Here is a 19,239-nt window from a genome sequence, read left to right on the forward strand (position 1 = left end):
GGGTACCCGTGCCCCGGTTCGTGCCACATGCAACAACCCGGCTTTCCGCTGGAAAGCTTTCACGCCATTGATGTATGAAGCCCAAGACTCCCGTTTCCGAAGGTGCCGGCACCAAACCCGGTGAAGCGCCAGCACCACCGCGGCGCCGTTACCTGTTTATCCACCAGAACTTTCCGGGGCAGTTTGTCCACGTGGCCAAGGCCCTCGCGGCCCAGGGACACGAGATTGTGGGACTTGGTATCACACCGCGGCCGGTGGAGGGGGTTAGTGTGGTGCGCTACCCGCTGCCCTCCCTGGCAACGCCCAGCCGGCTCGCGGCGGTCCGCGATTTTGAGGTCAAGGCCTTGCGCGGCTCGGCCTGCGCGCAGGCCATGCAAGGGCTTGCCGACCAGGGCTTCAGCCCGGACCTCATCGTGGCGCATCCCGGCTGGGGTGAGGCGCTTTTCTGCAAGGACGTCTGGCCGGGCACCAGGCTTTTGGTGTTTTCGGAGTTCTACTACTCCGCGCAGGGCAGCGATTGTGATTTCGACCCGGAGTTTTACAACGCGAGCCTGTCGGCGCGTGCCGTGCTGCGCCTCAAAAACACCGCGCTGATGCACGCGCTGAACGCCGCGGACATGGCGTATGCGCCCACCGAATGGCAGCGCCGGCAAGTGCCCGAGGAATACCGCGGCAAGGTACGGGTCGTTCACGACGGCATTGCCACGGGCCTGGCCCGACCCGATCCGGGCGCCTTGTTTTCATTGCCCGACAAGGGCTTGCAGTTCAAGCCCGGCGACGAAGTCCTGACATTCATTAATCGCAACCTGGAGCCTTACCGGGGTTTCCACAGCTTCATGCGGGCCTTGCCGGCCATCCTGAAAGCCCGGCCCGGCGCGCATTGTGTGCTGGTGGGGGGCGACGAGGTGAGCTACGGCCGCAAACCCGCGGGTGGCGGCACATGGCGCGAAGTCCTGCTCAAGGAGGTCGGCGGCCAGCTGCCGATGGAGCGTGTCCATTTTGTCGGGACACTGCCTTACGCCCGCTACCTCCAGCTGCTGCAGGTTTCACGCTGTCATGTGTACCTGAGCTATCCCTTTGTCCTGTCATGGAGCTGCCTGGAAGCCATGAGCGCGGGCTGTGTCGTGGTTGGCAGCCGTACCGCCCCTGTCGAGGAGGTCATGGAACACGGGGTCAACGGCTTGCTGGTTGATTTTTTTGACGTGCGGGCCATGGCCGAAACCGTGGTGGACGTCCTTGCCGACCCGGCCGCCTATGCGCACCTGGGGCATGCGGCGCGCCAGGCCGTGGTGGCGCGCTTTGATCTCGCCACCCGCTGCCTGCCCGACCTGCTGGCGCTGGTCGAGCAGGCCGAGAGGCGGGATCAAGCCAGCGTGTAGGCCGTCTTCACCGTCGTGAAAAACTCCTGCGCGTACTTGCCCTGCTCGCGCGGGCCGTAGCTCGAGCCTTTGCGGCCGCCGAAGGGGACGTGGTAGTCCACGCCCGCGGTGGGCAGGTTGACCATGACCATGCCGGCCTGGCTGTGGCGCTTGAAGTGGGTCGCGTATTTGAGGCTGGTGGTGGCGATGCCGGCCGACAGGCCGAAAGGCGTGTCGTTGGCGGTGGCGAGAGCCGCTTCGTAGTCCTTCACGCGGATGATGCTGGCGACCGGGCCGAAGATTTCCTCGCGGTTGATGCGCATGCCGGCCGTGCTCTCGCTGAAGAGGGCCGGCTGCATGTAATAACCTTCGGCGCCGCTGCCGGTGTGGCAGGGAATGCGCGCGCCGCCAAAGGCCAGGGTCGCGCCTTCGGCCTTGCCGATTTCGATATAGCTCAAGTCCTGCTCAAGCTGCGCCTGCGAGGACACCGGGCCCACGTCGGTGCCGGCCGTGAGGGCGTCACCGACCTTGATGCGGGCCATGCGTTCCTGCAGGGCTTTGACAAAAGCCGGGTAAATGCCTTCGGTCACGATCAGGCGGCTCGACGCCGTGCAGCGCTGGCCGGTGGAATAGAAGGCGCTCTGCGCGCTGAGCTCAACGGCCTGCGTGAGGTCGGCGTCGTCGAGGATGACTTGCGGGTTCTTGCCGCCCATTTCGAGCTGCACTTTTTTGAGGTTCTTCGCGCAGGCCTCGGCGATGCGGCTGCCCACGCCGACCGAGCCGGTGAAGCTGATGGCGTTGACGCCGGGGTGGTTGACCAGCGCATCGCCGATCACGCGGCCTGGGCCCATGACCAGGTTGAACACGCCGGCCGGGATGCCGGAGCGCGAGATGATCTCGGCCAGTGCCCAGGCGCTGCCGGGCACCAGGTCGGCGGGCTTAAGCACCACGCAATTGCCGAAGGCCAGCGCGGGTGCGATCTTCCAGGCCGGGATGGCGATGGGGAAGTTCCATGGGGTGATCAAGCCGACCACACCCACGGGCTCGCGCGTAATCTCCACGCCTATGCCGGGGCGCACCGAGGGAATGGTTTCGCCCGACAGGCGCAGGCATTCACCCGCGAAGAACTTGAAGATATGGCCGGCGCGCGTAGCCTCGCCTATGCCTTCGGGCTTGGTCTTGCCTTCTTCGCGCGAGAGCAGGGTGCCCAGCTCTTCGCGGCGCGCGAGGATTTCCGTGCCTATCTTGTCCAGCGCGTCCGAGCGCGCCTGTATGCCCGAGGTCGACCAGGCCGGGAAAGCCGCCTGCGCGGCCTTCACCGCTGCGTCCAGGCCGGCCGCGTCGGCCTGCGTGTACTCGCCGATCACGTCGGCCAGGTTGCTGGGGTTGAGGTTGGGGCTGTAGCTGTTGCCGGCCAGCCATTGGCCGGCAATGAGGTTGTCATGTTTCGTGGTCATGGGTGTGGTTCCAGGGGCTGGGCTTGATTGGGAGAAGGGTCACAAAGGCAGTGTCACATCAATCGCATAAAAACGCAGGGCGTTGGCGCACATCATCGCATGCTGCTGGTGGGGCGGCAGCTGGGCCAGCATGCCGGCCACACTGTCCACCAGGTCAGGGTAGTTTATGCGCAGGCCGGCCACCGGGAAGTTGCTCGCGAACATGCAGCGCTGCCATCCAAAAATTGCAATCGTTTCATACACAATTCGCGCGTTCTCCTGGAGATCCCAGGGCCGGTCGCGCAGGCCGAATTCCGAGAGTTTGACGTGCACATTCTCCTGCCGGGCCAGGGTCTGCATCCAGCCGCGCCAGCGCTTGAGGCCTTCTTCGCTGCGGTCCCAGGCAAAGCCGTGGTGGTTGAGGACAATCGGCACCTTGGGAAACAGCGCCGCCACTTCGGCTGCCTCGGGCAAATGCCAGGCCGGCACGCGCAGGTCCCAGCGCAGGCCGTATTTCTCCAGCAGCGAGAAACCGCGCAGCCAGGCCTCGTCCTGCATGCTGCCGGCCTGGCCTTTCACGCTGTGGTTCGGCGACGCGGAAGTCACCGGCTTGCTGCGTATGCCGCGCACCAGCGGGAAGCGCGATTGCGCGAGCAGCTGTTCCTCGCTGTCCGGCCGGTCAAACCAGGCATGGGCAACCACGGCATTCGGGAAGCCGTGCTGTGCATGCACCTCATGCAGCCAGGCGGTTTCGGCCAGCTGCTCGTCGCGGCTGCGCTCGGCCTCCACGTGTACGGTGGCCACGAGCTCGCAAGGCTCCGCGGCGGCGCGGTAGTCGGCTGGCAGGAAGTCCCGGCAGATGGCGCGGTAGTCGCCCAGGAAAAAGGCCTCGGGGTCGTAGGCCTCCTGCAGCCAGGGGTAATGGCCGCGCGACAGGTCCCACAGGTGGTGGTGGGCATCGACGATGGGCATCGCCGGCATCATGGCCTCAATGCCGCCAGACGTAGGATGAATCGGGTTCGCGCAGGGTGTTGATCTGCTGCCCGAACTCAAAGTTGTCCAGGCTCAGCCGGCGCACCGTGTCGTCCTGGAAAGAGATATACACCGCGCGCTCCACCGGGTGGAAGGACAGGGCCAGCGGGTTGCCGGGCAAGGGGAGGCAGCGCTGCTCCTGCAGGTCGGTGCCGAAGACCGAGAGCGAATGCTCGCCCGAGTTGGTGGTGAGCAGCAGCTCATCGCCCTGTGCGCCGCGGAAGCGGTAAACGCGGTTGGGGTCGCGCCGCGTCTTGCCCCGGGCCACGACCTTCATGCTCTCCGTGTCCACTGCCACGATGCTGTCGTCGCCGCGGTTGGCCACATACAGCAGCGACTCGTCGGCCGACAGCACGTTGCCCTCGGGCACCGGGCCCGGCACCATGGCCACCGGCGCGAAGGTCGGGTCATTGGGTTTGATCTTGGTCACGGTGTTGGACAACAGGTTGAGCGCGTAAGCCGTCTGCGCGTCCCGGCTCAGCGCGAACAAATGCGTCTTGTAGCCGCCCGAAGGCACGGCCAGGTCCGGCACATGGGCTGTCGCCGGGTTCGAAAAACGCAGCAACACGTTGTGTGCCTCCGACATCACGAACAGCCGCCCCTGGCCATCCACCGCCAGGCCATGCGGCCGGTAGTAAGGCCACAGGTTCAGCGTGGCCACGTGTTTTTGCTGCGCGAGGTCGATCACAAACACCGAGTGCCCGCCCATGTCGCCCAGGTGGCTGGCTGTCTCTATGCCGTAGTGGCCCACATAGGCCAGGCCGCGCGCCGCGTCCACCGTGAACTCATGCGGGAAATTCGGCAGCACGATGTGCTTTTGCGCCAGGCCGGTGCCGAGGTCGTAAAAACTGAAGGTATGGGCGCATTTTTGCACCAGCAAGAGTGTTTCCCGAAGCGGCATGGATGTCCTGAAAATGGGGGGCCTGAAAGGAAACGGTGCCTGCACAGCAGGCGGCTGAAGCGCCTATTTGCCCCAGCGTAGCACCAGCGGGTCCAGCCGGCGCGCGGTGGCCAGCAAGCCCTTGCGCACCTCCGGGTGCATGGCGGGGAAGGGATGGCGCGGCGCCTCGCAGGCAATCACACCGCCTTCCTTCATCAAAGCCTTGGCCGTGAGGATGCCGCCCTGGCGGTTCTCGTAATTGATCAGCGGCAGCCAACGCGTGTACTCGGCCGCGGCCTCTTCGCGCCGGCCGGCCGCCCAGGCGTCCATGATCTTGCGTATGCCGTCGGGGTAGCCGCCGCCCGTCATCGCACCGGTCGCGCCGGCCTCCAGGTCGGGCAGCAGGGTGATGGCTTCCTCGCCGTCCCAGGGGCCTTCAATCGCCTCGCCACCCAGGCGCAGCAGCTCGCGCAGTTTGGAGGCCGCACCCGGTGTCTCGATCTTGAAATAGGCGACGTTGCGTATTTCCTTGGCCATGCGCGCGAGGAAGGCGGCGGGCAGTGGCGTGCCGCTGACGGGCGCGTCCTGGATCATGATGGGAATGTCGATGGCGGCCGACAGCGTGGCGAAAAACTCGTAGATCTTTTCTTCCGGCACGCGAATCGTCGCGCCATGGTAGGGCGGCATCACCATGACCATGGCCGCGCCCAGGTCCTGCGCGCGGCGGCTGCGTTCGGCGCAGACCCGGGTACCGAAGTGGGTGGTGGTCACAATCACCGGCACGCGGCCGGCCACATGCTGGAGGATGGTGCTGGTCAGCACCTCGCGCTCCTCGTCCGACAGCACAAACTGCTCGGAGAAGTTGGCGAGTATGCACAGGCCGGTGGATCCCGCGTCAATCATGAAATCGACGCAGCGCTTCTGGCTCGCGAGGTCCAGTTCGCCCGCGTCGGTGAAGGTGGTGGGCACCACCGGAAACACGCCCTGGTACCTGGCTGCCATGGCGCTCATTCGACGATGTTGAAGTCTTTGAGGAACTCGGTCTTCATGGTCAGGCCCAGGCCGGGCTTGTTGTCATCGAGCTGCAGGAAGCCATTCTCGGCCACGGGCTCGCCATCGAAGATGTAATAGAACAGCTCGTTGCCGACTTCCACGTCGAACATCGGGAAATATTCGCTCATGGGCGAGGCCAGCGTGCTCATGGTCAGGTGGTAGTTGTGCATCTGGCCGGCATGCGGCACCACCGGCACGCTGTAGGCCTCGCACAGCGCGTTGATCTTGTGCGCGGCCGTGATGCCGCCCACGCGGTTGGTGTCGTACTGCACGACGGACACGGCTTTTTTGTCGAGCAGCTGCTTGAAGCCGTAGAGGCTGAACTCATGCTCGCCGCCCGAGATCGGGATGCTGGTCAGTTGGTTCAATTCGGCATAGCCGTCGATATCGTCGGCGATCACGGGTTCCTCGACCCAGCGCGGCTGGAATTTCTCGAGCTTGGGCAGCATGCGCTTGGCGTATTCGAGGTTCCAGCCCATGTAGCACTCGAGCATCAGGTCGTTGTCGTAGCCGATCACTTCGCGCAGCGCCTCGACGGCCTTCAAATTTTCCGCCACGCCTTTGGTGCCATGCGCCGGTCCGTAGCCGAAGCGCGACTTGAACATGGTGAAGCCCTGGTCCAGGTATTTCTGCGCTTCGTCCTGCATGGCCTTGATGTCGGTGCGGTAGAGCTTGGAGTAGTAGCAGGGAATTTTTTCCTTGGTGCGGCCGCCCAGCAGCTTGAACACCGGCTTGCCCACCGACTTGCCCAGAATGTCCCAGATCGCGATGTCCACCGCCGAGATCGCGGCCATGGCCACACCCTTGCGGCCCCAGGCATGTGTGGCGCGGTACATGCGCTGCCACAGGTATTCATAGTCCCAGGGGTCCTGGCCCAGCACCAGCGGCGTAAGGTACTGGTCGATGATGGCTTTGGCGATGTGCGGCGCCAGCGCGACGTTGCCCAGGCCGACGATGCCGTCGTCGGTTTCAATCTCCACCACCGTCCAGGAATGGAAGCGGAAGGTGCTCATGGTCTCGGTGTTGGAGTAGACCAGGTCCATGGCGTTGGAGCAGAAATTGCCCTGGGGTGGAACGGTCTTGCCTTTCCATTCGAAGACGCGGGCGCGTACGGATTTGATTTTCATTTGAGGTCCTTTGAGGTGAGTCTTTCGAGCCCTCCCCTGGAAGGGGAGGGTTGGGGAGGGGTGAGCCGTTTACTCCCCTTGGGGAGGCGCCGTCAGGCGTACTCCCATGCGCTGGGCAATCTTGAAAGCATTGAGCGTGGCGTTGACGTCGGCCACGCCCTGGCCCGCAATGTCGTAGGCCGTGCCGTGGGCCGGCGTGGTGATGGGTATCGGCAGGCCGCCCTGCACCGTCACGCCCTTGCTGAAACCCATGAGCTTGATCGCGATCTGACCCTGGTCGTGGTACATGGTGACGATGGCCTGGTAGAGCCCGTCGCGCGCTTTCAAAAAGATGGTGTCGGCCGGGAAGGGGCCGTCCACCGGCACGCCGGCCGCGCGCAGCTCGGCCACGGCCGGCTCGATGATGTCGATCTCTTCACGCCCGCAGACACCGCCGTCGCCGCCATGCGGGTTAAAAGCCGCCACCGCGACTTTGGGATGGGCGTTGCCGCTGGCTTGCAGCGAGGCATAAATCAGCTTTGCCGCGTCCACGATGCGCTGCTGGCTCAGCATGGCCGCCGCGTCTTTCAGCGGAATGTGGGACGAGACACGCGAGGTCCACAAGTCGCCCAGGGTGTTGAACTCGCAGAAGTAGCCGGTCACGCCCAGGTATTCGGCGAAGTGGTGCAGCTCGTCTTCGTGCTTGAGGCCGCCCAGCTTCATGGCCTGCTTGTTGAGCGGCGCGAAGCAGATCGCATCGACCTCGCCGCGTTTGGCGCCGTCCATGCAGAGGTTGAGCACCTGCAGCACGGCCGCGCCGCAGGCGGCCTGCGCCTGGCCGCGCTGCACCTGGGTGGGTTGAATCGTGTCTATGGCCAGGAAAGCCGGCAGGCGGGTGTCGGCGCGGCCGCGCACATCGGCCAGGCTGGTGACGGCTTGCGTCGGCACAGCTTGCTTGGCCGTGCCCTGGCCTTGCTGCCAGAGCCAGTCATCACCTACCAGCACGATGTTGGCGCCGGCCGTAATCCCGGGCTGGGCCAGCAGCCGGGCAACCAGCTCGGGGCCTATGCCGGCCGCGTCGCCCAGCGTGAGGGCGATCACGGGCAGGGCTGCGGGCGGCGTTTGCGTGTTGCTCATGCGTTGATCCAATCAGTCGAGTTTGATGTTTTTCCTGGCGATCAGCTCACCATAACGCTTGTTTTCATCGGCGTGGAACTGCGCGAACTGGGCTTGCGTCATGGGCGTCAGGTCCGCGCCTATGGCGCCCAGCCGGGTTTGCGTTTCGGGCATGGCCAGCACCTTGCTCACTTCGGTATAGACACGCTCCTGCACCGCCTTGGGTGTGGAAGCCGGCATGTAGATGCCGTACCAGGCACTCATCTCCACGCCCTTGAGGCCGGCTTCGGCCATGGTGGGCACATTGGGCAGCTGCGGGTTGCGTTTGGCGCTGGCAACCGCCAGGGGCTTGATGCGGCCATTCTTGATCTGGCCTATGACCGAGGGCATGGTGTCAAAACTCAGCTGCACCTGGCCGGCCACCAGGTCTATCAGCGCTGGGCCGCTGCCGCGGTAGGGGATGTGGGTGATGAAGACGCCGGCCTGGTCCTTGAAGAGTTCGGCCGCGATGTGCTGGGTGCTGCCCGAGCCGCTGGTTGCGTAATTGAGCTGGCCCGGTTTGCTTTTGGCCAGCTTGACCAGCGCCTGGACGGAGTCGACCGGCAGCGCGTTGTTGACCACCAGCACATTGGGCACCGCGCCCACAAAGACCACGGGCACCAGGTCCTTGTTGTTGTCATAGCCCAGCTTGAGCAAATGCGGCGCGATCGCGTGCGCGGTCGAGACGCCCATCAACAGGGTGTGGCCGTCGGTGGACTTGGCCGTGAGGTCGGCCGCCAGGGTGTTGGAGGCGCCGGGGCGGTTTTCGACCACCACGGGCTGCTTGAGCAGCGGGCCCAGCCGGTCGGCCACGGCGCGCGCCATGGCGTCGGTGCCGCCGCCCGGGGCCGAGCCCACCAGGATGCGCAGCGGCTTTGCGGGCCATTCCTGTGCCTGCGCATGGGCGGGGGAGGCGGCTGCCAAAGCGCAGGCGGCCGCCAGCAGGGCGGGGAGGAATTTGAGGGATTTCAGGCGGGGCATTGTCTTTGTCTCCGGGTCATTGTTGTGGGAAAGGCGCGGGAAAGCTGGAACGAATGCCCTGATGGTAGGGATGGCGACACTTAACGTAAATTGAAAATCCCTGATTATTTGATAACCTAGGGTGATCAATTGAAATTAACGCCCCCTGGAGGCCCGCCATGCTCGCCACGCCCCGTAGCTCCTCATCGATTCCCCAACTGCTGAATCGCCTGCGCATGCGCCAGGTTGCGCTGATCCTGGCCGTGGGCGAACACGGCACGCTGCGCAAGGCCTCGGCCGAACTCGGCATGACGCAGCCGGCCGCCACCAAGATGATCCAGGAGCTTGAGTCCGCGCTGGGCCAGCGCCTGTTCGAGCGTGTGGGCCGTGGGCAAAAACTCACGCCGGCCGGCGCCAGCGTGCTGCGCTACTTCCGCGGCATGCGCGGCTCGGTGGAGTCGATGACGCGCGAACTGGCAGAGCTGGAGCTGGGCGGCACGGGCCGGGTCTCGGTCGGCAGCATCATGGCGCCTTCGCCCAATCTGCTCACGCAGGCCATCATCGCGCTCAAAAAAGCCTATCCGCTGCTGTCGGTCGACGTCACGATGGACACCAGCGACCGGTTGTTTGAATTGCTGCGCGAGGGCGTGCTCGACGTCGCCATTGGCCGCATACGCGACGAGCACCGCGCCGACTACAGTTTCACGCCGCTGGAGAACGAGGCCCTGGCCCTGGTTGTCGGTGTGCGGCACCCGCTGGCCAAAAAGAAAGCCGTGAAGTTCGCCGACTTGCTGGGCTACGGCTGGATTCTGCAGCCCACCGGCAGCCCCATGCGCGAGGTGCTGGAGCAGGAGTTCCGCATGCTGCAGGCGCCTTCACCCAAGGGCCTGATAGAGACGGCCTCCATCCTGACCACCACCAACCTGATCGCCGAGACCGAGATGGTCGGCGTGATGCCGCAGTCGATTGCCGACACCTATGCGCGCCACGGCCTGCTGGTCATCCTGCCCTGCTTTATCCGCCACAAGATGGAAGCCTTCGGCAGCATCACGCGCAAGGACAGGCCGCTGAGCGAGGCGGCGCGGTTTTTCTTGTCGGCGCTGCACCAAAGCAAACTGCCGATGCGTGATGGGAAACCGCACTAGCGCCAAAACACGGCTTGCCACCGTGAATGCGCGCTCCATGACCTGGATCAAGTCTTTGCGGCATGCCCTGGCTTACGCTGGGGCATTGCAATGCTGGAAGCACACACATGCCGAATCTTCAATGGTCTGAAGCCCTTGTGCTCGGACTACCCCTGATGGATGACACGCACCGGGAGTTTGTCGAGCTGCTGGCGCAGGTGGAAAACGCGGCGGACGAGGCGCTGGCCGGCCACTGGCGCACGCTGGTGGAGCACACCGACGAGCACTTCAGCCGCGAAGACCGCTGGATGCTGGACACGCGGTTTTCGGCTTCCAACTGCCATACCGTGCAGCACAAGGTGGTGCTGCAGGTCATGCGGGAAGGCCTGTTGATGGCCCAGGCCGGGGATTTCATGTCCGTGCGCCATATGGCCCGGGAACTGGCCCTGTGGTTTCCGCAGCATGCGCAAACCATGGATGCCGCTCTGGCCCTGCACCTGCGCGGTATCGGTTATGACTCGGTGACGGGGGTGGTGGGCATGCCGCAGGCTTTGCCCACGGACGTCATCCGAGGTTGCGGCGGCCTTAGCTGTTCCCCCGCGAGCCCGGCGTTGGTGTCCGGCGCATAAACGCGGCTTTGGCGCGCGGCAGGCTATTGTTTGACCTGCCAGCCGCCCCCCAATGATTGGATCAGCGCGACAGCCGTGGTCTGGCGGTCGGCCATGGCCTGCACCAGGGCGCGGCGCGCGCTCAGGGCCGTGGCCTGGGCGGTGATGACTTCGGTGTAGCCGACCTGGCCGCTGCGGTAGCGGTTGAGCACTTGCTGCTCGACCTGGTCGGCGGCCTCTGAAGCCTGGCGGCGCAGTTCTTGTTGGGTTTGCAGCACGCGGGTGGCGGAGAGCTGGTCTTCCACGTCCTGGAAGGCGACCAGCACGGTCTGGCGGTAGCGGGCCACGGCCTGTTCATGACCAGCCCGCGCGCCGTCCACGCGGGCGCCCGTGGCGCCGGCGTCAAAAATCAGTTGCGCGGCCGACAGTCCCAGGGACCAGACGCTGCTTGAGGCCTTGAACAAATCGGCCACGCGGCTGGCGCCGGTGCCGGCCGAGGCGTTCAGCGACAGGCTGGGGAAGTAGGCGCTTTTGGCGATGCCTATCTGTTCATTGGCCGAAGCCACGCGGCGCTCTGCCGCGGCGATGTCGGGCCGGCGCTGCAGCAGGGCCGAGGGCACGCCCAGCGGCACTTCGGGCACCAGCGGGTTCCAGGCGGCCGGCGGCAGGCTGAAATTGGCGGGCGCTTCGCCGACCAGCACGGCGATCGCGTGTTCAAGCTGCGCGCGCGTACGCTGCAGGCCGGCATTGTCGGCCTGGGCGTTGGCCAGCGTGGTTTGCGCCTGCAGCACGTCGGTCTTGGCGGCGATGCCGGCCTTGTAGCGGTTTTGCGTGATTTCGAGCGCGCGCTGGTAGCCGGCCAGCGTGGTTTCCAGCAAGGCTTTCTGCGCGTCGGTCTGGCGCAGCGAAAAATAATTGGCCGCGAGTTCGCCCTGGGCCGAGAGCTTGGCCGAGGCCAGATCGGCGGCGCTGGCCTGTTCACCGGCCGTGGCACTGTCCACCGCGCGGCCCAGCCGGCCCCAGACATCGGGCTCCCAGCTGCCGCCTATGCTGAGCTGGTAGTTGTTGCCGACCCGGCCGGTGCTGCCTGTCGTGACGTTGCCGCTGGCGCGCGAACGCGTGGCGCCGGCGTCCAGCGTGACTGTAGGGAACAGCGAGGCGCGCTGCTCGCGCACCAGCGCGCGCGCCTGGGCATAGGCGGCCACGGCCAGCGCGACATTCTGGTTGGAGACGTCGACGCGCGACTGCAGCTGGTCCAGCACCGGGTCCTTGAAGAGGCTCCACCACGGGCCGCGCTCCAGCGCATCGGCCGGCGCGGCCGGCACCCAGCCTTCGGCTTCCTTGAAATTTGTGACTTCGGCGGTGGTGGGCCGTTTGTAGTCGGGGCCGACGGCGCAGCCTGTGGCGAGCAGGGCCAACAGGGCGGCGGCGATGAGCCGGTGTTCAAAACAGGGCGTGTGGGAGAGGTTCTTCATGGTCTTGTCCATCATGGCGTTTGCGCCGCCGCGTCGGTTTCGCCGGGATGGCGGCTGAGCTGGCGCTCAAGAGGGCTGCGGCGGCGCAGCTTGTCCATCAGCACATAGACCACCGGCGTGGTCAGCAGCGTGAGCAGCTGGCTCGCGATCAGTCCGCCGATGATGGCGATGCCCAGCGGCCGGCGCAGCTCGGCGCCTTCGCCAAAGCCTATGGCCAGCGGCAGCGCGCCTAGGATGGCGGCCAGCGTGGTCATCAGGATGGGGCGAAAACGCAGCAAACAGGCTTCGCGCACCGCCTCCAGCGCAGAAATGCCGCGCGCGCGTTCGGCCTCGAGCGCGAAGTCGATGATCAGGATGGCGTTTTTCTTGACGATGCCAATCAGCAGGAAGATGCCTATCAGCGCGATGATGGAAAAGTCCAGCTTGAACATCAGCAGCGCGAGCACCGCGCCCACGCCGGCCGAGGGCAGGGTGGAGAGCACGGTGATGGGATGGATCAGGCTTTCGTAGAGGATGCCCAGCACGATGTAGATCACCACCAGCGCGGCCAGGATCAGCAGCGGCTGCTGGCCCTGCGATTGCTGGGCGCTGAGCGCCGTGCCGGAAAAGCTGCCGCGCACATTGGTGGGCAGGCGTATGTCGGCTTCGGACTGGCGCACCGCCGCCTCGGCGTCGCTCAGCGTGAAGCCCTCGGCCAGGTTGTAGGAGATGGTGGTCGAGAGTTCGCCGTCCTCATGGCTGATGGAGGCGGCCGTCGGGTTCTCGCTGAAACGCGCGATCGCCGACAGCGGCACCATGGTGCTGGGTGCGGTGCTCAGCACATTGCCGCTGGAGGCGTCGCGCAGGCCCGGGTTGGCGCTGATGCTGGGCGTGCTGCTGGTTGTTGTTGTACCGCCGCTTATGGTGGCGGCCGAGGTGCTGGATGTGCCCGTGCTGGCGGCCGTGCCCGCGGTAGACCTGGTGGCGGTTGTTGTGGTGCTTGCCGCGCTGGTACTGGTGGTGCTGCCCGTGCCGCCCCCGGCATTTTTGGCCGGCACATAAATGTCCTTGAGCGACTCGGGGCTGCGCGTGTAGCGCGGCGCGACCTCCATGATCACGTGGTACTGGTTGAGCTCGGCGTAAATCGTGGCGACCTGGCGCTGGCCGAAGCCGTCGTAGAGCGCGTTGTCCACGTCGCGCGAGCTGATGCCCAGGCGCGCGGCGCTTTCCTTGTCGACGGTGACCATGGTCTCTACGCCGTTTTCCTGCTGGTCGGTGTCCACGTCGGTCAGCGCTTCCTGGGTTTTCATGCGCTCGGCCAGGCGCGTGGCCCACTGGCTCAGGTCGGCCGCGTTGTCGCTCTTGAGGGTGTACTGGTAGGTGGAGTTGGTCTGGCGCCCGCCGCCGCGCAGGTCCTGCACGGTGTTGAGGAAAAGGCTCACGCCCGTCACCTGCGCGAGCTGCGGGCGCAGCCGCGTGATCACGGCCTGGCCGCCTTCCTTGCGTTGGCCGACCGGCTTGAGGTTGATGAACATGAAACCGCCGCCGGCGCGCGAGCCGCCGGTAAATCCGACCACGGTGTCCACCGCCGGGTCGGCGCGGATGATCTCGACCAGCTGCCTGAGCTTGCCCTGCAGCGCCTGGAAGGAGATGCTGCGGTCGGCGCGCAGGCCGCCGTTGATCTGGCCGGTGTCCTGCTGCGGGAAAAAGCCCTTGGGCGCTTTCACGTACAGGTAGACATTGAGGCCCACCACGGCCGCCAGGATCAGCATCACCAGCAGCTTGCTGTGCAGCGCCCAGTCCAGGCTGGTCTCATAGCTGCGGTGCACACGGTTGAAGGCGCGTTCAAACCAGCGCGCAATACGGCCCGGCGGCTTGCTGTGCGCGTCGGGCTTGAGCAACCAGGCGCACATCATGGGTGTGGTGGTCAACGAGATCAGCAGCGAGATCAGCACGGCGGCCGACAGCGTGACGGCGAATTCGCGGAACAGCCGGCCTATCTGCCCGCCCATGAAGAGCAGGGGGATGAACACCGCCACCAGCGACAGGCTGATGGACAGCACGGTAAAGCCCACCTCGCGCGCGCCCAGCAACGCGGCCTTGAAGCGGTCCATGCCGGCTTCGATGTGGCGGCTGGTGTTCTCCAGCACCACGATGGCGTCGTCGACCACAAAGCCGGTGGCGACAGTGAGCGCCATCAGGCTCAGGTTGTTGAGGGAAAAACCCATCAGGTACATCACGCCGAAGGTGCCCAGCAGCGAGGCCACGGTCGCAACCGCCGGGATGATGGTGGCGCGCGCGCTGCGCAAAAAAGCGCTGACGACCAGCACCACCAGCACGATGGAGATGATCAGCGTGAGCTCGATTTCATGCAGCGAGGAGCGTATCGAGTTGGTGCTGTCGGAGGCGACCTGCAGGCGCACGTCCTGCGGCAGCTGGGCCTGCAGCTCGGGCAGCAGGTCGCGCACGCCGTCCACGGTTTCAATCACGTTGGCGGCCGGCTGGCGCGTGACCAGCACGATCACGGCCGGCTCGCCGTTGAACAGGCCCAGCGTGTTGGTGTTCTCCACACCGTCCTGCACCTCGGCCACATCGCGCAGGCGTATGGCCGCGTTGTTGCGCCAGGCCACGACCAGGTCCTGGTAGTCGGCAGCGCGGCGCCCGCCGCTGGCGGTGTTGGCGCCGGTGTAAATCTGGAAGCGTTGGCCGTTGCCCTCGATGGCGCCGCGCGGCCGGTTGGCGTTGGAGGCCTGCAGCGCCGCGCGCACGTCTTCGGCGGCCACGCCATAGCGGTTCAGCGCGAAGGGGTTGAGCTCCACCCGCACCGCGGGCAGCGAACCGCCGCCGAGCTCCACGTCGCCCACGCCCGGCACCTGGGCGATTTTTTGCTGCACCAGGTTGGAGACCTCGTCATAGATCTGGCCCGGCGAACGCGTCTTGGAGGTCAGCGCCAGGATGATGACGGGCGCTGAAGCCGGGTTGGCCTTGCGGTAGGTCGGGTTGCTGCGCAGGCTGGCCGGCAGGTCGGCCCGCGAGGCATTGATGGCGGCCTGCACCTCGCGCGCGGCCGAATCGATTTTGCGGTTGAGGTCGAACTGCAGGCTGATGCGCGTCGAACCGCTGCCGCTCGAGGAGGTCATTTCATTGACGCCCGCGATGATGCCCAGCCGCCGCTCCAGCGGCGTCGCCACGCTGCTGGCCATGGTCGAGGGGCTGGCGCCCGGCAAGGTGGCACTGACCGAGATCACCGGGAAGTCGACCTGCGGCAGGGGGGAGACCGGCAGGACGAAGAAGGCGCCTATGCCGGCCAGAGCCAGGCCGATGGTCAGCAGAACGGTCGCGACGGGCCTCCGGACGAACGGCTCTGAGAGATTCATGGCCTGACTCCCTCGATCGAGCCAGGCCTGTCTTGGGCTGTTTGGTATTCGGTATTGGTATTCCTCTCCCCACCCCTTCTGGCTGCGCCGAGGAGCGCAGGGCCAGACGGATCAGGGATCGCGATTGTCTGAGCGAAGTGCAACGTAGCGAGTTCGAGCGAGACCCCGTCTGGACCGAGCACCGCAGGTTGCCCGTAGCGAAGCGTAGGGACGCAGCAAGTAGGGTCGCCTTTCTTTTGCTTACTTTTCTTTGGCGAAGCAAAGAAAAGTGAGTCGCATGCCGGGCGATCCCGGCCAGCCGCCCTCAGCAGAGGGCGCCCTGCAGAAAAGCAAAAAGAGGCCATCACGCAAGAACCTCCTTCTTACGCCCAAACCTCCGCCCCAACCGATCAAACCCAAGATAAATCACCGGCGTTGTAAACAGCGTGAGCATCTGGCTGACAATCAGCCCGCCAAAAATCGACAACCCCAGCGGCTGCCGCAGCTCGGCGCCCTCACCAAACCCCAGCATCAGCGGCACGGCGGCAAACAGCGCGGCCAGCGTGGTCATGAGGATGGGCCTGAAGCGCAGCAGGGCCGCCTGGTGGATCGCTTCCTGGGGGGACTTGCCTTCGTTGCGTTCGGCGTCGATGGCGAAGTCGATCATCATGATGGCGTTTTTCTTCACGATGCCTATCAGCAGGATGATGCCAATGATGCCTATGACGCCGAGGTCGGAGCCGCTGAGCATCAGCGCCAGCAGCGCGCCCACGCCGGCCGAGGGCAGGGTGGAGAGAATCGTCAGCGGGTGGATATAACTTTCATAGAGCACGCCCAACACGATGTAAACGCAAATCACGGCGGCCAGGATCAGCCACAGCTGGTTGGACAGCGAGGCCTGGTAGGCGCCGGCCGCGCCCAGGAAGCTCAGGGTCACGCTGCCGGGCAGGCCCACGTCTTTGGCGGCCTGGCGGATCTCGTCGACGGCGCGGCCCAGGGAGGTGCCGGGCGCGGTGTCAAAGCCCAGGGTCGTGGCCGGGTACTGGGCCACGCGGGTGATCTGCAGCGGCGCGGGCTGCTCGCGTATGGTGGCGATCGCCGACAGCGGCGTGGTGCTGCCCGAGCCGGTCTTGAGCCGCAGCGCGCCCAGCGAGGCGGGCGTGGCCAGCGGGTCCGGCATGGCTTCAAGGATCACGCGGTACTGGTTGGTCTCGGTGAAGATGGTGGAGACGATGCGCTGGCCGAAGGCGCTGTAGAGCGCGTCGTCTATGGCCGAGGTGGTGACCGCCAGGCGCGAGGCGGTGTCGCGGTCCACGTTGATGTAGGCCGAGGCGCCGCTGGAGCCGGCATCGGAGGCCACGTTGCGCACGCCGGGCAGCTGGCGCATGCGTTCGGCGAGCTTGTTGGCCCAGAGCACCACCGTGGCGTTGTCCGAGCCCTCGAGCGAGACGCGGAACTGCGTGGGGCCGGTCTCGGCGTCAATCGTCAAGTCCTGCGTCGGCTGCAGGTACAGCGTCACGCCGGCCACTTGGCCGACGCGCTCCTTGAGCCTGTCCATGGTCTCCTGCTGGCTGCCGCTGCGGCTGGACTTGAGGTTGATCAGCATGCGGCCGGTGTGCAGCATGGTGTTGTTGGCCGCGTCCACGCCTATGAAGGAGCTCAGCGTTTCAACGTCAGGGTCTTCGAGGATGGCTTTGGCCGCCGCTTGCTGCAGCCCGGCCATGCGGGCATAGGACACCGACTGCGCGGTCTCGATGCGGGCCTGCAGCTGGCCGGTGTCCTGCGTGGGGAACAGGCCCTTGGGGATCAGCACATAGAGCAGCACCGTGAGCAGCAGCGTGGCCAGCGCCACCAGCAGGGTCAGGCCCTGGCGCTTGAGCACCCAGGTGAGCCAGCGGTCGTAGTGGTGGATGACCTTGTCGAAGAAGCGCTGCATATACAGGCCGAATTTGCCGCCTTCCGGCTCGCCCTCGGGGTGGCGCGTGAGCCAGCGTGCCGACATCATGGGCACCAGGGTCAGCGAAACCACCGCGGAAATCAGGATGGTGATGGCCAGCGTGACGGCGAACTCGCGGAACAGCCGGCCCACCACGTCGCCCATGAAAAGCAGCGGAATCAGCACGGCGATCAGCGAGACCGTCAGCGAGATGATGGTGAAGCCGATCTGCGTCGCGCCCTTGAGGGCCGCGGCCATGGGCGCCTCGCCCTCCTCGATGTAGCGCGAGATGTTTTCTATCATCACGATGGCGTCGTCGACCACAAAGCCGGTGGCGATGGTCAAGGCCATCAGGCTCAGGTTGTTCAGGCTGTAGCCCAGCAAGTACATGGCGCCGCAGGTGCCGATCAGCGAGATGGGCACGGCCAGGCTGGCGATCACGGTGGCGCGCAGGCTGTGCAAAAACGCAAAAATCACCAGTACCACCAGCAGCACGGCCAGCACCAGCTCGATTTCGACATGCAGCACCGAGGCGCGTATGCCGGTGGTGCGGTCGCTCAGCACATCGACATTGAGCGCGGTGGGCAGGCCGGCCTGCAGCTCGGGCAGGCGCGCCTTGATGGCATCCACCGTGGCGATCACATTGGCGCCGGGCTGGCGCTGCACGTTGAGGATGATGGCCGGCTTCAGGCCGCTCCATGCGCCGAGCTTGATGTTCTCGGCGCTGTCGACCACCTGCGCGACGTCCGACACGCGGATGGCCGCGCCATTGCGGTAGGCGATGACCAGGCGCTGGTAGTCGCTGGCGGCGACCAGTTGGTCGTTGGAATTGATGGAGTAGGAGCGCGTGGGCCCGTCAATGCTGCCCTTGGCGCCGTTGGCGTTGGCGGCGCTGATGGCGGTGCGCAGCGAATCCAGGCCCAGGCCGTAGGAGGCGAGGGCGCGCGTGTCGGCCTGTATGCGCACGGCGGGGCGCTGCCCACCGCTCAGCGAGACCAGGCCCACGCCGTTGACCTGGCTGATCTTGAGCGCCAGGCGCGTATTGACGATGTTCTGCACTTCGGTGAGCGGCAGCGTGTCGGAGGTGATGGCCAGCGTGAGCACCGGCGCATCGGCCGGATTCACCTTGGCGTACACGGGCGGGGCGGGCAGGTCGGCGGGCAGCAGCGAGCCGCCGGCGTTGATGGCGGCCTGCACTTCCTGCTCGGCCACGTCCAGCGTCAGCCCCAGGCCGAACTGCAGCGTGACGATGGAGACGCCGGCCGCGCTGGTGGAGCTCAGCCGCTGCAGCCCGGACATCTGGCCGAACTGGCGCTCCAGCGGCGCGGTCACGGTCTGGGCCATGACCTCGGGGCTGGCGCCGGGGTAAAGCGTCTGCACCTGGATGGTCGGGTAATCGACCTGCGGCAGGGCCGAGAGCGGCAAGAACTTGAAACCCACGAGGCCGGCCAGCACGATGGCCACCATCAGCAGCGAGGTGGCGACCGGGCGCAGGATAAACGGGCGTGAGGGACTCATGCGGCGAGATCCCTATTTTTCACTGCGCGAGCGTTCGCCGCCCTGGCGTTTTTCCCTCATGCTGCGCCAGCGCTCGAGTGCTGCGGGGTCGCCGGCGTCTATGGCCGCGAGAAAGCGCTGGCGGCGTTCCAGGGCTTGCGGGTCGTCCTTGACCTGGTCCAGCATGCGTTTGCGCTGTTCTGGGGTTGGGCCTTCAGCGGCGGCCGCGACCGGGGCCGAGGCGCCCGCCGCGGGCGCGGAGGCCCCGGCGCCCGGTGCGGAGG

Annotated in this window: 13 protein-coding genes and 1 pseudogene; 3 read left to right on the top strand and 11 right to left on the bottom strand. The window is 65.9% G+C overall.

Annotation, left to right across the window (positions count from 1 at the left end):
• The first annotated feature begins 74 nt into the window (after positions 1–74).
• Positions 75–1,379, top strand: a complete 1,305-nt coding sequence (locus tag AC1D09_RS20620) for a glycosyltransferase family 4 protein (RefSeq protein WP_477662051.1) — start codon at positions 75–77, stop codon at positions 1,377–1,379.
• Here AC1D09_RS20620 and AC1D09_RS20625 read toward each other — a convergent pair.
• From AC1D09_RS20625 to AC1D09_RS20655, 7 genes are all read right to left on the bottom strand, one after another.
• Entirely contained in the window at positions 1,364–2,815 is a 1,452-nt protein-coding gene (locus AC1D09_RS20625; RefSeq protein ID WP_477701209.1) for an aldehyde dehydrogenase family protein, read from the bottom strand. The two genes, AC1D09_RS20620 and AC1D09_RS20625, sit on opposite strands and share 16 nt — an antisense overlap.
• A 39-nt stretch (positions 2,816–2,854) precedes the next feature.
• Positions 2,855–3,778, bottom strand: a complete 924-nt coding sequence (locus AC1D09_RS20630; RefSeq protein WP_477662053.1) for an amidohydrolase family protein — start codon at positions 3,776–3,778, stop codon at positions 2,855–2,857.
• A gap of 4 nt (positions 3,779–3,782) precedes the next feature.
• A complete protein-coding gene (locus AC1D09_RS20635) occupies positions 3,783–4,727 on the bottom strand; it encodes a YncE family protein (RefSeq protein WP_477662054.1) in 945 nt (314 codons plus the stop codon).
• 63 nt (positions 4,728–4,790) lie between these two features.
• Positions 4,791–5,708: a dihydrodipicolinate synthase family protein gene (locus tag AC1D09_RS20640; protein WP_477662055.1), complete on the bottom strand. Its 918-nt coding sequence runs from the start codon at positions 5,706–5,708 to the stop codon at positions 4,791–4,793.
• 5 nt (positions 5,709–5,713) lie between these two features.
• Entirely contained in the window at positions 5,714–6,886 is a 1,173-nt protein-coding gene (locus tag AC1D09_RS20645; RefSeq protein WP_477662056.1) for an L-rhamnonate dehydratase, read from the bottom strand.
• Between the two features lie 69 nt (positions 6,887–6,955).
• Entirely contained in the window at positions 6,956–8,002 is a 1,047-nt protein-coding gene (locus tag AC1D09_RS20650) for a 4-hydroxythreonine-4-phosphate dehydrogenase PdxA (protein ID WP_477662057.1), read from the bottom strand.
• 12 nt (positions 8,003–8,014) lie between these two features.
• Positions 8,015–9,001, bottom strand: coding sequence for a Bug family tripartite tricarboxylate transporter substrate binding protein (locus AC1D09_RS20655; RefSeq protein WP_477662058.1), 987 nt, complete (start codon positions 8,999–9,001; stop codon positions 8,015–8,017).
• A 158-nt stretch (positions 9,002–9,159) separates the two neighbouring features.
• On the opposite strand from AC1D09_RS20655, the gene AC1D09_RS20660 reads away from it, so the two are divergent.
• Entirely contained in the window at positions 9,160–10,125 is a 966-nt protein-coding gene (locus AC1D09_RS20660) for a LysR family transcriptional regulator (RefSeq protein WP_477662059.1), read from the top strand.
• A 107-nt stretch (positions 10,126–10,232) separates the two neighbouring features.
• Entirely contained in the window at positions 10,233–10,733 is a 501-nt protein-coding gene (locus AC1D09_RS20665; RefSeq protein WP_477662060.1) for a hemerythrin domain-containing protein, read from the top strand.
• Positions 10,734–10,756: 23 nt separating this feature from the next.
• Here the strand turns inward: AC1D09_RS20665 and AC1D09_RS20670 are convergent, their stop codons facing one another.
• The 4 genes and pseudogenes from AC1D09_RS20670 to AC1D09_RS20685 form a co-directional block, all read right to left on the bottom strand.
• On the bottom strand, positions 10,757–12,187 hold the full coding sequence (locus AC1D09_RS20670; protein ID WP_477662061.1) for an efflux transporter outer membrane subunit: 1,431 nt from the start codon (positions 12,185–12,187) through the stop codon (positions 10,757–10,759).
• A gap of 11 nt (positions 12,188–12,198) precedes the next feature.
• Positions 12,199–15,543, bottom strand: coding sequence for an efflux RND transporter permease subunit (locus AC1D09_RS20675; RefSeq protein ID WP_477662062.1), 3,345 nt, complete (start codon positions 15,541–15,543; stop codon positions 12,199–12,201).
• Between the two features lie 343 nt (positions 15,544–15,886).
• On the bottom strand, positions 15,887–18,976 hold the full coding sequence (locus AC1D09_RS20680; protein WP_477662063.1) for an efflux RND transporter permease subunit: 3,090 nt from the start codon (positions 18,974–18,976) through the stop codon (positions 15,887–15,889).
• A 12-nt stretch (positions 18,977–18,988) separates the two neighbouring features.
• A pseudogene (locus tag AC1D09_RS20685) lies at positions 18,989–19,239 on the bottom strand (efflux transporter periplasmic adaptor subunit); the annotation flags it as partial.

The sequence above is a fragment of the Polaromonas sp. P1_A2 genome, from assembly GCF_056406895.1.

Bases quoted from the DNA above. Each gene is read 5' to 3' on its own strand.
- AC1D09_RS20620 (WP_477662051.1), top strand. From the start codon at position 75: ATGAAGCCCAAGACTCCCGTTTCCGAAGGTGCCGGCACCAAACCCGGT.
- AC1D09_RS20665 (WP_477662060.1), top strand. From the start codon at position 10,233: ATGCCGAATCTTCAATGGTCTGAAGCCCTTGTGCTCGGACTACCCCTG.
- AC1D09_RS20675 (WP_477662062.1), bottom strand. From the start codon at position 15,543: ATGAATCTCTCAGAGCCGTTCGTCCGGAGGCCCGTCGCGACCGTTCTG.
- AC1D09_RS20655 (WP_477662058.1), bottom strand. From the start codon at position 9,001: ATGCCCCGCCTGAAATCCCTCAAATTCCTCCCCGCCCTGCTGGCGGCC.
- AC1D09_RS20625 (WP_477701209.1), bottom strand. From the start codon at position 2,815: ATGACCACGAAACATGACAACCTCATTGCCGGCCAATGGCTGGCCGGC.
- AC1D09_RS20635 (WP_477662054.1), bottom strand. From the start codon at position 4,727: ATGCCGCTTCGGGAAACACTCTTGCTGGTGCAAAAATGCGCCCATACC.
- AC1D09_RS20650 (WP_477662057.1), bottom strand. From the start codon at position 8,002: ATGAGCAACACGCAAACGCCGCCCGCAGCCCTGCCCGTGATCGCCCTC.
- AC1D09_RS20630 (WP_477662053.1), bottom strand. From the start codon at position 3,778: ATGATGCCGGCGATGCCCATCGTCGATGCCCACCACCACCTGTGGGAC.
- AC1D09_RS20660 (WP_477662059.1), top strand. From the start codon at position 9,160: ATGCTCGCCACGCCCCGTAGCTCCTCATCGATTCCCCAACTGCTGAAT.
- AC1D09_RS20670 (WP_477662061.1), bottom strand. From the start codon at position 12,187: ATGAAGAACCTCTCCCACACGCCCTGTTTTGAACACCGGCTCATCGCC.
- AC1D09_RS20645 (WP_477662056.1), bottom strand. From the start codon at position 6,886: ATGAAAATCAAATCCGTACGCGCCCGCGTCTTCGAATGGAAAGGCAAG.
- AC1D09_RS20680 (WP_477662063.1), bottom strand. From the start codon at position 18,976: ATGAGTCCCTCACGCCCGTTTATCCTGCGCCCGGTCGCCACCTCGCTG.
- AC1D09_RS20640 (WP_477662055.1), bottom strand. From the start codon at position 5,708: ATGGCAGCCAGGTACCAGGGCGTGTTTCCGGTGGTGCCCACCACCTTC.